General features: G+C 70.3%; 11 protein-coding genes and 1 tRNA gene. 3 read left to right on the forward strand and 9 right to left on the reverse strand.

What is annotated here, in order from left to right:
- Positions 1 to 39: 39 nt before the first annotated feature.
- From KUM49_RS01780 to KUM49_RS01795, 4 genes are all read right to left on the reverse strand, one after another.
- Positions 40 to 480 carry a DUF3592 domain-containing protein gene (locus tag KUM49_RS01780; RefSeq protein WP_217234853.1) on the reverse strand — a complete coding sequence of 147 codons (441 nt, stop codon included), beginning with the start codon at positions 478 to 480 and terminating at the stop codon, positions 40 to 42.
- Between the two features lie 116 nt (positions 481 to 596).
- Complete coding sequence (locus tag KUM49_RS01785; RefSeq protein WP_217234854.1) at positions 597 to 1,202, reverse strand: lytic polysaccharide monooxygenase; 606 nt, start codon at positions 1,200 to 1,202, stop codon at positions 597 to 599.
- Positions 1,203 to 1,303: 101 nt separating this feature from the next.
- Positions 1,304 to 2,413, reverse strand: coding sequence for an SPFH domain-containing protein (locus KUM49_RS01790; protein ID WP_217234855.1), 1,110 nt, complete (start codon positions 2,411 to 2,413; stop codon positions 1,304 to 1,306).
- Between the two features lie 101 nt (positions 2,414 to 2,514).
- Complete coding sequence (locus KUM49_RS01795; RefSeq protein WP_217234856.1) at positions 2,515 to 3,837, reverse strand: peptidoglycan-binding protein; 1,323 nt, start codon at positions 3,835 to 3,837, stop codon at positions 2,515 to 2,517.
- 189 nt (positions 3,838 to 4,026) lie between these two features.
- On the opposite strand from KUM49_RS01795, the gene KUM49_RS01800 reads away from it, so the two are divergent.
- From KUM49_RS01800 to KUM49_RS01810, 3 genes are all read left to right on the forward strand, one after another.
- Positions 4,027 to 4,100, forward strand: a tRNA-Lys gene (locus KUM49_RS01800).
- 439 nt (positions 4,101 to 4,539) lie between these two features.
- Positions 4,540 to 6,537, forward strand: a complete 1,998-nt coding sequence (locus tag KUM49_RS01805; protein ID WP_217234857.1) for a glycosyltransferase family 2 protein — start codon at positions 4,540 to 4,542, stop codon at positions 6,535 to 6,537.
- Positions 6,534 to 8,471 carry a galactose oxidase-like domain-containing protein gene (locus tag KUM49_RS01810; RefSeq protein WP_217234858.1) on the forward strand — a complete coding sequence of 646 codons (1,938 nt, stop codon included), beginning with the start codon at positions 6,534 to 6,536 and terminating at the stop codon, positions 8,469 to 8,471. The genes KUM49_RS01805 and KUM49_RS01810 overlap by 4 nt, the downstream gene beginning before the upstream one ends.
- 67 nt (positions 8,472 to 8,538) lie before the next feature.
- Here the strand turns inward: KUM49_RS01810 and KUM49_RS01815 are convergent, their stop codons facing one another.
- The 5 genes from KUM49_RS01815 to KUM49_RS01835 form a co-directional block, all read right to left on the reverse strand.
- Positions 8,539 to 9,558 (reverse strand): glycoside hydrolase family 6 protein, encoded by a 1,020-nt coding sequence (locus KUM49_RS01815; protein ID WP_217234859.1) that lies wholly within the window; start codon positions 9,556 to 9,558, stop codon positions 8,539 to 8,541.
- A 589-nt stretch (positions 9,559 to 10,147) separates the two neighbouring features.
- Complete coding sequence (locus KUM49_RS01820) at positions 10,148 to 11,722, reverse strand: LPXTG cell wall anchor domain-containing protein (RefSeq protein ID WP_217234860.1); 1,575 nt, start codon at positions 11,720 to 11,722, stop codon at positions 10,148 to 10,150.
- An 82-nt stretch (positions 11,723 to 11,804) separates the two neighbouring features.
- On the reverse strand, positions 11,805 to 12,470 hold the full coding sequence (locus KUM49_RS01825) for a class F sortase (RefSeq protein WP_217234861.1): 666 nt from the start codon (positions 12,468 to 12,470) through the stop codon (positions 11,805 to 11,807).
- Positions 12,471 to 12,475: 5 nt separating this feature from the next.
- Complete coding sequence (locus KUM49_RS01830) at positions 12,476 to 13,039, reverse strand: hypothetical protein (RefSeq protein ID WP_217234862.1); 564 nt, start codon at positions 13,037 to 13,039, stop codon at positions 12,476 to 12,478.
- Positions 13,040 to 13,130: 91 nt separating this feature from the next.
- Positions 13,131 to 13,862, reverse strand: a complete 732-nt coding sequence (locus KUM49_RS01835; protein ID WP_308406527.1) for an HAD-IIA family hydrolase — start codon at positions 13,860 to 13,862, stop codon at positions 13,131 to 13,133.
- Between the last annotated feature and the right edge of the window lies 1 nt (position 13,863).

Consider the following 13,863-nt stretch of genomic DNA (forward strand, 5'->3'; position numbering starts at 1 on the left):
GATCCGTCAGATGTGGAGCCCGGGTCGTGAAGTCGTCCGTCAGACGAACACCACCAGCGCCACCGCCATGAAGCCGAGGCAGACCAGGGCGATCACGCCGAGGAACGCCAGCAGGCAGCCGGTGCTCGCCGCCAGCCGCCCGCGGGCCGGCGGCTTGGCCGTGGCCCGCTCCGGGCGGTTCGCCGCGTAGTGCACGAGGACGATGTCGCCCGCGACGGTCGTTCTCGAGCCGCCCGGCTCGTCGAAGCGGACGACGCGGCCCTCGTGCGTGAAGAACTCGTAGACGTGGTGCAGGGTCGTGTGCACGGACGTGCTGCCGCCACCGCTGGTCGTCGTGTACGCCCGCAGGCAGCGGGCCTGGGCCGTCAGGCCGCTGTTCCAGGCGCTGCTGACGTCCTGGGCGCGACGGATCACCGCGAACGCGGCGAAGCCCACGATCCCGAGCATGAGCAACGGCATGACGAGGAAGAGCGCTTCCATGGTGTCCCCCGATGTCCTGCGCCGTCCTGTTCGGCGGCGTGTGGGGGACCTACCCGCGGGGGGTGCCGGGCTGTCTCAAGTAAGGCTCAGAGTTCCGGCACCCCCCCGGGCGGCGCTCAGAACGTGACGTCCGAGCAGGCGTAGAACGCGTTGGCCGTGTCCGCGATCGTCCACACCGCGACGATGACGTGACGGCCGCTCAGCCCGGACGGCAGGGTGCCGCCGTGGGAGAGCGTGGACGGGGGTCGCTGGCCGCCGTAGGGGACGGTCAGGAACGGGGTGAGGTTGAGGTCGGAGCGGGCCAGGTTGTGGTTCTGGTTCCAGCCCGCCTTGGTGACGAAGTACTTGAAGTCGGTCGTGGCGTGCATGGCCGTGAACTGCCAGCGGAACGTGTAGCTCTGCCCGCCCGACACCCTCGTCGTGGGCCAGGCGCCGCCCGACGGGGTCCTCGGGCTGTCGAGCTGGGCGAAGGGTGTGTTGCCGCCGGAACAGATCCGGCCGTCGGCCGGACCGGACGCGGGGAAGCCCTTGGGGCCCTCGACGCTCTGCGGCTCCCACTGGATGTTGCCGCAGTTGGTCACCGAGCCGTTCTGGCAGAGCTTCTGACGGCTGATGGGGAGGTCGGTGTAGCCGTGGCCGCTCGCGCCGCCGGACGAGAGCACGAGGGCTCCGGTCGTCGTGAGGCCGAGCGCGGCGGCGTACCACCTGGTCTTTTTGCGCATGCTGCCGCTCCTGGAGAACGTGGGGGAGGTTCAGTGAGCTGTGCAGGTAGGTCTAGACCAAGTCCCAGATTATGGCCGCCGCATGGGCATGTCCATACCAATCACGGCCCGGACTCTCCGCGCCCCGCGCAGAACGCCACCGTCAAGTCCTTCACCAGCGCCTTGCGTTCGTAGTCGTCCAGCGCCACCAGCCCCCGCACGGTCAGCCGCGTCACCGTGTCCTCCACCGAGTCGACGACCGAGGTGAGCACGCTCGCCCGGTGCTGGGCGTCCAGCGCGGCGATCCGGCGGCGGTGCATCGCGGACGCGACCTCGGGCGCGTACTCCACCCGTACCGGCTGCACCGAGAACACCTCGACCCCGACCGGCGCCGCGTCGGCCGCGACCAGCCGGGTCAGCGCGTCCCCCGCCGTGTCGGCGGGCCCCCGCCCCGAACCGGGCATCTCCACCGGCACTCGGGCGAGCCCCGCCTCCACGCACTCGCGCAGATACCTCTCGTGGTCCTCGACTCCCAGCGTGGCCCGCGCGGTGTCCCGCACCCGCCACACCACCAGGACCACCGCCCGCAGCGCGACCCCGCTCGCGTCGGCCGCCGGCATCGGCTCGCTGCGCCAGTGCCGCAGCCGGACGTTCACCCGGCGGCGCAGCAACAGCGGGTTGACCCACATCAGGCCGGTACGCCGGACCGTGCCCCGGTAGCGGCCGAACAGTCCGAGCACCCAGGCCCGCCCGGTCCGCCCGCGCGCCAGCCCGCCGAACCCGAACAGCGCGAGGCCGCCCGCCCCGGCGTACGCCGCCCACTGCGCGGGACCGAGTCCCGTCCCGGCGTACGACGGCAGCCCCAGCGCCTCCACCACGAGCGGCGGCAGCGCGCCCGCCCACCACGACGTGGCCAGACAGCCGGCCGCCCCGCAGACACCGGCGAACACGCCCGCCGCACCCGGCAGCACCCGCGCGGGCCGTTCCGTCAGCGCGGGGTCGATCTCCGGCGCGGGCCGCGGCTCCAGGGGCACCTGACGCCGGAACCGGGGCTGTTCCCCGGCCCCCTGCCGCCGCCCCACGACCGCCGGCTTCAGCGGCACCGACACCGGGTCGGGTTCGTCGCGGAACAACAGGTGGACGGGGATCTCGGTGGTCGCCTCGTTCTGGATGAGCCGAGCGGGACGGGACGGCCCCTCGGACTCGGGGGTGTGGGAAGTGGTCGTACTCATGCGTGCCTCCAGCCTCCGCGCCAGATACGCCATGACAGTGCGTGGGATCGCGAGCAGATCGCGAGCAGTGCGTGGGGTCGGGACGGTGAGCGGTCCCCGGGCTACGCGAAGAGCCGCCGCCAGGTCTCCGGCCCCGGGTAGCCGTCCGCCGCGCCGCCCCGCCAGCCCTGGGCGCGCTGGAAGGCCTCGACGCCGCGCCGGTCCGCCTCGCCCCAGCGCGGTCCCGGCCCGGTCGTGTAGTAGGTGCCGAACCCCTTCTTCACCAGTTGCTTCCCGAGCTCGGTGACGTACGTGTTGTGCGCCCCGGGCCGGAACATCGCCCGCCCCGGATAGCCGGACACCCCGTGGGAAGCGGGTCCGGCCGCCCCGGCCGTGACGTCCCTGCCCTGCCCCGTCACCAGCAGGGCCCAGGTCCGCGGACCCGGCAGCCCGTCCGCGTCGGCGCCCCGCCAGCCCTGGGCCTGCTGGAAGGCCCGGGTCGCCCTGCGGTCGGCGTCCGACCAGCGCGGGCCGGGACCGGAGGTGTAGTACCGCCCGGCGCCGCGCTCGACGAGCAGGCGGCCGAGTTGGGTGACGTACTTGTTGTTCGCGCCCGGACCGAAGTACGCCGAGCCGGGGAACGGCGTCGCGGCCGGCTCGCCCGGCTTCACGCTGTCGGGCTTCGTGGTGTCCGGTGGCGCCCCCGCCGTACCGGCCGCGAGCCCCTTGTAGCGGTAGGCGACGTACCGGTCGGAGTGGCTCCAGTAGGCGTACGGGGTGGACTGCCGGCGGGCGTGCGGGCGGGTCGCCTCGTAGGCGACGTAGTAGGTGTGCGTGTAGTCCGTCCAGCCGCCGAAGATCACGACGTGCGAGCCCTTCTCGGGATCGGCCGGGTTGTGGAAGAGAAGGATGTCGCCGGGCTGCAGATCGTCCTTGGCGATCCGCACCCCGTACTGGCCGAGGCTGCCCGTCCACTCGTTGCCCGGCAGATTCCAGGCCATCGACACGAAGCCCGAGCAGTCCTGCCGGTACCCGTCGGACCAGTACCCGGTCACGCTGTACGGCACCTTGGCGGCGACCCACTGCTTGGCCCGGGTGATGATGTCCGCGCGGGTGGTCGAGGGCGTCCTCACCGGGGCGGCGGGCTTCGCGGGCAGCCCTCCGGGGCCGTGCAGCGGGGCCTTGCCGCCCTGCGGGGTCTCGGGCTCGTCACCTGCGGGAACACCGGGTCGGGCGGGCGCGTGGGAGGCGGCGACGGCCGGGGCCGCATGGCCGGACACAAGCGCCGTGGAGGCCGCCGCGGCGAGGAGCACCGCCCGGTGGGCGGCGGGATGGCGGCCGGCCGGGGACGACGTGGAGTGCGGCAGGACCCGCCGCCAGTGAACGCATCCGGGACAGTCGCAGTCGCTCGCGGGATCGAATTCCTCGAAGACCGGAGTCGTCATGCGATTCCCTTCACATTCCAGATGGAAATGTCCACACCTGTGCACATTCGACAGTTTCTCAACTGTCATCGAGACGCGCATGCTGACGGTCCGAATGATGTACGGCGGCCCGCTCCGAGGCGGCCGCCCGGTGGCGCCCGGTGGTCCGGGGCACTCTCCGGCATCCGGTAGAGTTGTGCAGGTCAGCGGGCGCCGCTAGCTCAGTTGGTTAGAGCAGCTGACTCTTAATCAGCGGGTCCGGGGTTCGAGTCCCTGGCGGCGCACAGACACGACAGGCCCCCCGCCCAGGCGGGGGGCCTGTCCGCTCTCCGGCCGGGTCGTCGGCAATTTTGCCGTCCACAATGACTCCACAAGTTCCCCACAGGCGCCACAATGAACGCGTATGACCGGTAAACACCGCGTTTCGCATCTTGCGATCATGATGAACACCGTAGAACCCTGGTTTTCAAGATGCTGCCGATACGCGGCAGTTGGGGGGAAGGATCCGGTTGCCCGGTTGATCGGGGAGAGGGGCCCCGTTCACGACCGGATGCCGAGGGGGGCATCATGCAACCGGAAGGTCGTGGTTCCGTGTCCTGTAAGTGTGGAGCATGTGGTGACTGCGACCCACCGCTGATACGTCTGTGAAGGTCGAGGGGGACCTGAGCAGACGTAAGGAAACGACGAAACACGCGGCGTTCCCGCGTGTGGGGGGAATGACTCATGACGTCGACGCCGACGGGCGCCCGGCAGGACCTCGATCCGTCCCAGACCACCCAGCTCAGGGTGCCTTCGCATCGGACCGGTTCGTTCCGCCGGATCAAGAAAACACTGCCCAAATACGACTACGAGCACTACAGCAGACTGGCCGGTCCCCTCACGCAGCCCGATCCGGGCAAGCCATACAGGGTGCAGTACCGCTCGTTGATCTCGCAGGAGCCGCACCGCATCAGAGTCGCGCTGATGCTGGCCGCCGCTCCGCTGCTCTCGCTGGTCCTGCTGGCCTGGCTGCTCCAGCCCGAGCACTGGACCGAGCGCGACTACCCGGCCTTCTCCTGGCTGCCCGCGCTCGACATCGTGATGCTCGTCTCGATCGGCCTGATCGAGTTCTTCCGGTGCATGAACGTGCTGTCGAACGCCCACGCCACCCTGGTCGCCCGCGACCCGATTCCGGTGGTTCCCGAGACCGGCACCAGAGTGGCGTTCCTCACGTCCTTCGTTCCCGGCAAGGAACCGCTGGACATGGTGACGAAGACCCTGGAAGCCGCGGTGCGGATCCGGCACCGCGGCCTCATGCACGTCTGGCTCCTCGACGAGGGCGACGACCCGGCGGTCAAGGAGGTCTGTGAGCGCCTCGGCGTGCACCACTTCTCCCGCAAGGGCGTCGCGAAGTGGAACCAGGCCAAGGGCCCGCACCGCGCCAAGACCAAGCACGGCAACTACAACGCCTGGCTGGACGCGCACGGCGACAACTACGACTTCTTCGCCTCCGTGGACACCGACCACGTGCCGCTGCCGAACTACCTGGAGCGGATGCTCGGCTTCTTCCGCGACCCCAACATCGGCTTCGTCATCGGCCCGCAGGTCTACGGCAACTACGACAACTTCATCACCAAGGCCGCCGAGTCGCAGCAGTTCCTCTTCCACGCGCTGATCCAGCGGGCCGGCAACCGCTACGGCTCGCCGATGTTCGTGGGCACCTCGAACGCCGTGCGCATCAAGGCGCTCAAGCAGATCGGCGGCCTGTACGACTCGATCACCGAGGACATGGCCACCGGCTTCGAGATCCACCGCCACAAGAACCCGGCGACGGGCAAGAAGTGGCGCTCGGTCTACACCCCGGACGTCCTCGCCGTCGGCGAGGGCCCCAGCGCCTGGACGGACTTCTTCACCCAGCAGATGCGCTGGTCCCGCGGCACCTACGAGACGATCCTCAAGCAGTACTGGAAGGGCTGGTACTCGCTGCCGCCGAGCAAGCTCTTCAACTACACGATGATGATCATCTTCTACCCGATGTCCGCCCTCAACTGGATCCTCGCGGCACTGAGCTGCGCACTGTTCCTGGGCCTGGGCGCCTCGGGTGTGAACATCGACCCGACCGTGTGGCTGATGCTCTACGGCAACGCCTCCGCGCTCCAGATCGGCCTCTACATCTGGAACCGCCGGCACAACGTCTCCCCGCACGAGCCGGAGGGGTCCGGCGGTGTGGCGGGCATGGTCATGTCCGCCCTGTCGGCGCCGCTCTACGCGAAGGCGCTGATCGACTCCGTCCTGCGCCGCAAGAGCAAGTTCGTGGTCACGCCCAAGGGCGACTCCGCGAGCCCGGACAGGTGGTTCGGGACCTTCCGGTACCACTGGTACTTCATCGTGCTCTTCACCGGTTCGATCGTCGCCGGTTTCGTCCTCGGGCACTCGCACCCGGCGATGATCATCTGGGCGATGTTCGCCACGCTGATCACCGCCACGCCGATCTTCGCCTGGCGCCACATGCTGCGTCAGGCGAAGAAGAAGCCGGACGTGCCCACGCAGGAGCCGCAGGACGCGGTTCCCGCCCCTCAGCCCGCTGCTGCCGCGGGGACCTACGAGCCGCAGCCGCTGCCCGTGCAGCGCACACCGGCCCAGCACGCCCCGCAGCACAAGCCCAGCTGGGCCGCCTCGAACGGGACGGAAGACCAGACCATGCAGATCGCCCTTGGTGGACTTGGGGGACGTAAGGAATGAACGACCGTGCAGGCCGCCGCCGCGCCCGTCGACTCGCGATAGGTACGGCGGTGGTGCTCGCGCTGGCCGGGATGAACGGGCCGTGGCTGTACCGCTTCGGAACCGAGAAATACCACCAGTACCAAATCAACAAGCCGGAGTACAAAGCCGCGAACGGCAAATGGGACGTCATCGAGTTCCCGGAGGAGTACCGGCAGAACACCATCCACGCGGCGCTGCTGCGCACCGGCAAGGTGCTGCTCGTCGCGGGGTCGGGCAACGACCAGGACAACTTCGACGACAAGAAGTTCGACACCCGGATCTGGGACCCGGTCAAGGGCACCATCAAGAAGGTGCCGACGCCCAAGGACCTGTTCTGCACCGGCCACACCCAGCTCGCCAACGGCAACCTGCTGATCGCCGGCGGCACCAAGCGGTACGAGAAGCTGAAGGGCGACGTCACCAAGGCCGGCGGCCTGATGATCGTCCACAACGAGAACCCGGACAAGCCGATCACCCTGCCCGCGGGCACCACGTTCGTGGGCAAGGAGAACGGCAAGACCTTCGTGTCGAAGGACCCGGTCGTCGTCGAGCGGGCGACGAAGAAGTTCGACAAGACGACCGGCGAGTTCCTCGGCAACACCCCGGGCCTGGGCCGTATCTACGTCGAGGCGCAGAAGAGCGGCGCCAAGTACGAGACGGGCACGCAGGACAACTACAAGGTGCAGGGGCTGTCCGGCGCCGACGCCAAGAACACGTACGGCATCGCGCAGAAGCTCGCCCTGGACAAGAAGGACTTCCAGGGCATCCGCGACGCCTTCGAGTTCGACCCGGTCGCCGAGAAGTACATCAAGGTCGACCCGATGAAGGAGGCCCGCTGGTACCCGACGCTCACCACCCTGAGCGACGGGAAGATCCTCAGCGTCTCCGGCCTCGACGACATCGGGCAGCTGGTCCCCGGCAAGAACGAGGTCTTCGACCCGAAGACCAAGAAGTGGTCCTACCTGCCGGAGACCATGCAGTTCCCGACGTACCCGGCGCTGTTCCTGATGCAGAACGGCAAGATCTTCTACTCGGGTGCGAACGCGGGCTACGGGCCGGACGACGTGGGCCGCGACCCGGGCGTCTGGGACGTGGACACCAACAAGTTCACCAAGCTGCCCGGACTCAGCGACCCGAACATGCTGGAGACCGCGGGGACCGTGCTGCTGCCGCCGGCGCAGGACGAGAAGTACATGGTGATCGGCGGCGGCGGGGTCGGCGAGTCCCAGCTGTCCAGCAACAAGACGCGGCTCATCGACCTGAAGGCGGACAGCCCGAAGTTCGAGGACGGGCCGAGCATGGAGAAGGGCACGCGCTATCCGCAGGCCTCGGTGCTGCCCGACGACACGGTTCTCGTGTCGGGCGGTTCGGAGGACTACCGCGGACGCGGTGACTCCAACATCCTGCAGGCGCGGCTGTACCAGCCGGACACGAAGACCTTCAAGGAGGTCGCCGAGCCGCTGGTGGGCCGGAACTACCACTCCGGGTCGCTGCTGCTGCCGGACGGGCGGGTGATGTTCTTCGGTTCGGACTCGCTGTACGCGGACAAGGCGAACACGAAGCCCGGCGAGTTCGAGCAGCGGATCGAGATCTACACGCCGCCGTACCTGTACCAGGGTTCGCGGCCCTCGCTCTCGGGCGGCCCGCAGACCATCGAGCGCGGCGAGTCGGGGACGTTCACCTCGCAGCACGCGTCGTCGGTCAAGTCGGTGCGGCTGATGCGGCCCAGTGCCGCGACCCACGTGACGGATGTCGACCAGCGGTCGATCGCGCTGGACTTCAAGACGTCGGGCGACAAGGTCACCGTGACCGTCCCGAAGAACAAGAACTTGGTCCAGTCGGGGTGGTACATGGTCTTCGTGAACGACGACCAGGGGACGCCGAGCAAGGCGCGGTGGGTCAAGGTTCCCTAGGCCGTGGGCAGTACGCGACTGGGGGCGCCCTCCGTCACGGAGGGCGCCCCCAGTCGCGTGGAAGGGACTATCCGGAAGCCTTGGCCAGCTTCAGTGCGTAGTCCGCCCACCACTCGCCGGCCTTCGGGCCGCCCTTGCACTCGCCGTCCGACTCCCCCGGGCGTTTGACCCAGAGGTAGGCGTCCACCAGGGGGTCCGCCGTCTTGGTCGTCGGGGTCTCCCCCAGCGCCCGGCCGGGCGGGTTGCACCAGCGTTCGTCCTGGTTGCCGCCCGTGTACGGGCCGTTGCCGTTGCGGCTGGTGTCGATGACGAAGGGCTTGTTGCCGACCTTCGAGGAGAGGTTCTTGCCGTAGGCGATGGACTCCTGGGTGGAGTAGAAGTTGGAGACGTTGACCGAGAAGCCGTCGGCCTGGTCGATGCCCGCGCGCTGCAGGGGCTCGAAGATCTGGTCGGGGTTGCCCCAGCCGGCGTTGCCCGCGTCGATGTAGACCTTGGTGTTCTTCAGGGTCTTGAGCTTGCCGACGGCCTCCGTGAGGAGGGCGTAGCGCTCCTCGTGGAACTCCTCGCCGGTACAGCCGTCGACCAGGTGCAGTACGGCGTCCGGCTCCAGGATCACCGTCGCCGAGCGGTCGCCGATGCCCTTGGCCACGCCGTCGATCCAGGTCCGGTAGGCGTTGCCGTCGGCGGCGCCTCCCTGCGAGTACTGGCCGCAGTCGCGGTGCGGGATGTTGTAGAGGACCAGCAGGGCCGTGCGGTCGGCCTTCTCGGCGGCCTCGGTGAAGCCGCGCGCCTCCTGCTCCGGGTCCTCCACGCCGATCCACTCGCCGGTCGGCTGCTCGGCGATCTTGCGGATCTGCTCGGCCTCGGCCTTCTTGCCGGACTTCTCGTAGGCGACGACCTGCTCCGCCGCGTTGCCGGCGGGGTTGACCCAGAAGGGGTCACTCGCCTTGGGCTGCTGTGTGATCCCGGCGCCGGCGCCGTCCTTCTCGTCGTCCCCGTCCCCCGACGAGGAACACCCCGCTATCAGCAGTGCCGCCCCCAGCACCGTCGCGGAAGCGCGTGTTCGAGCCCCCCAGCTGACGTACATCCAACCCCCCTTGGGTGCACCGTTCCGAGCCCCAATCCTGACACACCCGCCGCGCGGCCCACGACGCCGTCCGCGCCTTGTCCAGGAGCTGTTACGGCCCCCATGGCCCAGGGACGCAGGCGCCCGCACAAAGCGCGTGCCACCAGGCGCAGTTGCGGCAGGACCCGTCCGGCAGGGCGCGCATCGAACAGGCCGCGGGCATGCGCGCCGAGCTCCGGCTGCCGCCGGCCCGGGTCGCGTGGGCGGTGGTGGTGGCCTCCGCCTCGGCTCGCGGGCGACGGCGAACCACCCGAGGAGACGCCGCTCGGCGGGACGCCGGAGAAACCGGGTACCGCCCCGCGCACTTCGCGTCACCAGCGCGGATGACGCAGAGCAACCGGACGGGAACTTGGCGTCAATCGACCTCTGGGCCCCGGCCCTCATCCGCCCTGAAGTCTTCTCTACGGCCCCAGCCCCTGGCCACTCAGGCCTCCCGCGCCGACGCCGGGTTACTCCCGCAGCCCCGTGCGCGCGGTCGAGGACCAGCCCGGTCGGCGGCTTTTGGGGGAGCGGGCCGCCGACCGGGCCGGGTGCCGGCCGCAATCACCTGTCAGCCCCGGTTGCGCCTGACGAACAGGACCAGTGCGCCGCCGAGCAGGAGCGCGCCCGTGGCGGCGGCCACCAGCGGCAGGGTGCCGTTGCTTCCGGTGCTGGCGAGGGAGCCGGTGCCGGTACTGTCGTCGGCCGCGGAGACCGTCTGGGTCCGGGGGCTGTTGCCGTCGGCCCCGGGGGCGGCGGACGCCGACGCGGAGGCACTCGGCGCGGGGGCCCCGTCGGCGCCGCCCTCGACCTTGACCGTGACGGGCGCGGTGTCGTTGCCGTGCTCGTCGTCGAAGGTCATGGTGTTGCCGTACGACGTGGTGGCCAGGGCCTCACCGGTGGTCGTCCGGGCGTTCGCACGGATCTGCAGGCCGAACCGGAAGGAACGGGTGTCCCCGACGGCGAACTGGACCGGGCGGGGGTGGCAGATGTACTGCGGCACGCCCGGTGTCTGTTCGCCGGTACCGGACTCCGCCTCCTCGTTCCACACGCTGCAGCGGTCGGGGATCTCCACGGCCTTGGTGCCGGTGGGGATGGTCACCAGCAGTGCGGGCTGGTCGTCGCTGGCGTTGTAGCCGACCCAGCCCGGGCCCTCGTTGCCCAGGGAGACGTCCACGTGCACCAGGTCGCCCGGTGCGCCCTCGGCGGTGTCGCCGCCGGCGACCATGTCGGCGGTGCTGTCGGCGTCGATGTGCCGTCGGCTGATCGGTGTGCCGTCGGTGGCCGCGGCTCCGGCGGCGACCAGGGAGAGCGCGGGACCGTTCCCGGCGGGAGGCTTGGTGTCGCCGCCGGTCAGGGGCAGGGCCTCGTGGCTGAAGTACTCGAACAGGGCCTGCGGGGTCAGGTCCAGTGTGACCGGCTGCTCCAGCCGGTAGCTCTTGCCGGGCTCGACGACCGTGTCGAACGTGCACAGCGCCTGCTCGGTCAGACCGTAGGCGTCCCCGGCGGCCTTGGAGTACACGCAGTTGGAGAAGCGCTCCGCGTACGCGAGTCCGATGGTGGTGCGCAGCCGCAGCTGGACCCCCTCGGCGGGCAGCGTGCCGGTGTTGCTGATCGTGACCGGGGACTCGACCGTGGAGCCGGGCTTGTCGCCCTTCCGGTCGGGCAGCTTGTTCACCGTCAGCTCGGTGGTGCCCGCGGTCAGTTCGACGGGGACGGAGACCACGGTGCCGTTGGACGACGTGCCGCTCAGGGTCACCGTGCCGGTGGTGCCGAGGGGTGTGCCGGGCTTGGCGTTCAGATCCGCGATGTAGCCGGCGTTGTCGCCCTCGGGGACGTCCTCGATCGCTGGCCAGGTGAAGGTGTCGAGCGACTTTCCGTTGACCGTGACCCAGTCCTTGACGGCACTGAGGTCCGCGCTGATGGTCACGTCCTTCGCCGCGCCGGGACCGTCGTTCCTCAGGAGCCAACTGATCTGCGGCGGATCAGCGCTCGGCGGTACGGGCAGCCCGATGGCCTCGCTCCGCACGTCGATGTGCACGACCGGTCCGTCGGCCGCCTGGGCGGACGTGGCGGGCAGCCATGCGGCGACGGCGGCCGCGAAGGCGGCCAGAACCGCACCCGTCTTGCGTCGGCGGTTGATCATCCCTGGGTCCCTCCCCGCAGGGCGAACCTCGCCCCGCCGGCCACTCAGACATCCGACCGCCGCCCAGGGTTGTACGGGAGTTCTAGAGTCCGCTGCCCGTGAGGTACGCCGAGACGATCACGTTCGCCGTGTAGCTGCGGCTGGCCCGGTCGAAGCTGCCACCGCAGGTGATCAGGCGCAGCTCGGCCCGCCCGGTCTGGCGCGGGCCGTAGGCCTGCTGCGCGTCGAAGTGGTCGCGGGTGACGACCTGGACGTCGTCGACCGTGAACTCGGCGACCTTGCCGTCGTCGCGGATCACCCGGACCGTCTCGCCTGGCTTGAGGGAGCTGAGCTTGTAGAAGACGGCGGGCCGGGTCTGGGTGTCGACGTGCCCCACCATCAGCGCGGTCCCGGCCGCCCCCGGCCGCACGCCCCCGGCGTACCACCCCACGATCCCCGACTGCTCGAACGGCGGCGGGTCGATCGCGCCTTCCGCGTCCAGGCCGCGCGCCACCACGGGCGCCTGCACGCCGAGGTAGGGGATGTCGACGCGCTGCGGCAGGGCCGCGCCGAGCGGCCGGTGCGCGGGCGGCAGCTCCACCTCCGGCGGCCGCCCGACCGCCGCCATGTCTCCTGTGGTGGGCGCGGATATCCCGGGGCGTACGTCGGTCACCTCGCGCCCCCACAGCCAGAGCCCGAGCAGCAGCAGCGCCCAGGCCACGCCGGTCACCAGACGGCCGGTGCCGAAGGAACGTTCGTGGTCGGCCATGGCGGTCAGCCCGTCCCGCGGCTCCGGCGGGTACTCCGGAGCACGACGGCCACCGCGGCGGCCGCGGCGAGGATCAGACCGATCACGGCGTGCCCGGTGCCGGGACCGGCGGCGCGGGCGTCCTCGGCGACGTCCACGGCCGCGAGGCGCGCGGTGCCGCCGCCTCCGGCCTTCACCGGGGCGACCGGGGAGGCGGGGGTGGTGGGCTGGTGGGCGGGCTGGTCGGACCGCGGTGCCTTCTCCACGACGGTCAGGGAGGCCTTGCGGTCGCTGTCGCCGCAGGTGACCTTCACCTCGTAGGAGCCCGCCTCGACGGAGGCGCTCACGCGGGTCTCGCCGACGAGCGTGCCGTCGACGCCGGTGAGCTGGATGTCCGCGACGAAGGCCGCCGAGACGGCCGTGGCGGTGCGGGCCGTGCAGTCCGAGACCCGCAGCGCGATGTCGGTGCCGGGCGCGGGGGACGAGGGGGTCACCGCGATGCCGCTGCCTCCGTCCGCCGCGTACGCCGTCGGGGTGAGCGCGGTGGCGACCATCAGAGCCGTGCAGAGAGTGAGACGTGCTGAACCCATCGTGAACCTCCAGATACCCGGAGCCTCCCCCTCGGGCCGCGGCCCCGCACCCTCAGCGGGGCCGCACTGCTCCGAACGGGTCAAGAAGGTTTCAGACCCGGTCGACGAGGTCCGCGATCGAGTCCACGACCTTGGACGGCCGGTACGGGAAGTTCTCGACCTGCTCGGGCCGGGTCAGGCCGGTGAGCACCAGGAACGTCTGCATTCCGGCCTCTATGCCGGCCAGTACGTCGGTGTCCATCCGGTCGCCGATCATGGCGCTGGTCTCGGAGTGCGCGCCGATCGCGTTGAGCCCGGTCCGCATCATCAGCGGGTTCGGCTTGCCGGCGAAGTACGGCTGCCTGCCGGTCGCCTTGGTGATCAGCGCGGCGACGGCGCCGGTCGCCGGGAGCGGGCCCTCGGTGGAGGGGCCGGTCTCGTCGGGGTTGGTGGCGATGAAGCGGGCGCCGGCCTCGATGAGCCGTACGGCCTTGGTCATGGCCTCGAAGGAGTACGTGCGGGTCTCGCCGAGGACGACGTAGTCCGGCTCGTGGTCGGTGAGGATGTAGCCGATGTCGTGCAGCGCGGTGGTCAGGCCCGCCTCGCCGATCACGTACGCCGAGCCGCCCGGCCGCTGGTCGTCCAGGAACTGGGCGGTGGCCAGCGCCGAGGTCCAGATGGACTCCACCGGCACGTCCAGGCCCATGCGCCGCAGCCGGGCGTGCAGATCGCGCGGGGTGTATATCGAGTTGTTCGTGAGGACCAGGAAGGGCTTGCCGGACTCCTTCAGCCTCTTGAGGAAGGCCTCGGCGCCGGGGATCGGTACGCCCTCGTGGATGAGCACA

The sequence above is a fragment of the Streptomyces sp. AC555_RSS877 genome, assembly GCF_019049245.1.
GTDB lineage: Bacteria > Actinomycetota > Actinomycetes > Streptomycetales > Streptomycetaceae > Streptomyces.

What these genes read in the sequence shown, in the direction of transcription:
- KUM49_RS01780 (WP_217234853.1), bottom strand. Translation starts at nt 480, where the DNA reads ATGGAAGCGCTCTTCCTCGTCATGCCGTTGCTCATGCTCGGGATCGTG.
- KUM49_RS01785 (WP_217234854.1), bottom strand. Translation starts at nt 1,202, where the DNA reads ATGCGCAAAAAGACCAGGTGGTACGCCGCCGCGCTCGGCCTCACGACG.
- KUM49_RS01790 (WP_217234855.1), bottom strand. Translation starts at nt 2,413, where the DNA reads ATGAGTACGACCACTTCCCACACCCCCGAGTCCGAGGGGCCGTCCCGT.
- KUM49_RS01795 (WP_217234856.1), bottom strand. Translation starts at nt 3,837, where the DNA reads ATGACGACTCCGGTCTTCGAGGAATTCGATCCCGCGAGCGACTGCGAC.
- KUM49_RS01805 (WP_217234857.1), top strand. Translation starts at nt 4,540, where the DNA reads ATGACGTCGACGCCGACGGGCGCCCGGCAGGACCTCGATCCGTCCCAG.
- KUM49_RS01810 (WP_217234858.1), top strand. Translation starts at nt 6,534, where the DNA reads ATGAACGACCGTGCAGGCCGCCGCCGCGCCCGTCGACTCGCGATAGGT.
- KUM49_RS01815 (WP_217234859.1), bottom strand. Translation starts at nt 9,558, where the DNA reads ATGTACGTCAGCTGGGGGGCTCGAACACGCGCTTCCGCGACGGTGCTG.
- KUM49_RS01820 (WP_217234860.1), bottom strand. Translation starts at nt 11,722, where the DNA reads ATGATCAACCGCCGACGCAAGACGGGTGCGGTTCTGGCCGCCTTCGCG.
- KUM49_RS01825 (WP_217234861.1), bottom strand. Translation starts at nt 12,470, where the DNA reads ATGGCCGACCACGAACGTTCCTTCGGCACCGGCCGTCTGGTGACCGGC.
- KUM49_RS01830 (WP_217234862.1), bottom strand. Translation starts at nt 13,039, where the DNA reads ATGGGTTCAGCACGTCTCACTCTCTGCACGGCTCTGATGGTCGCCACC.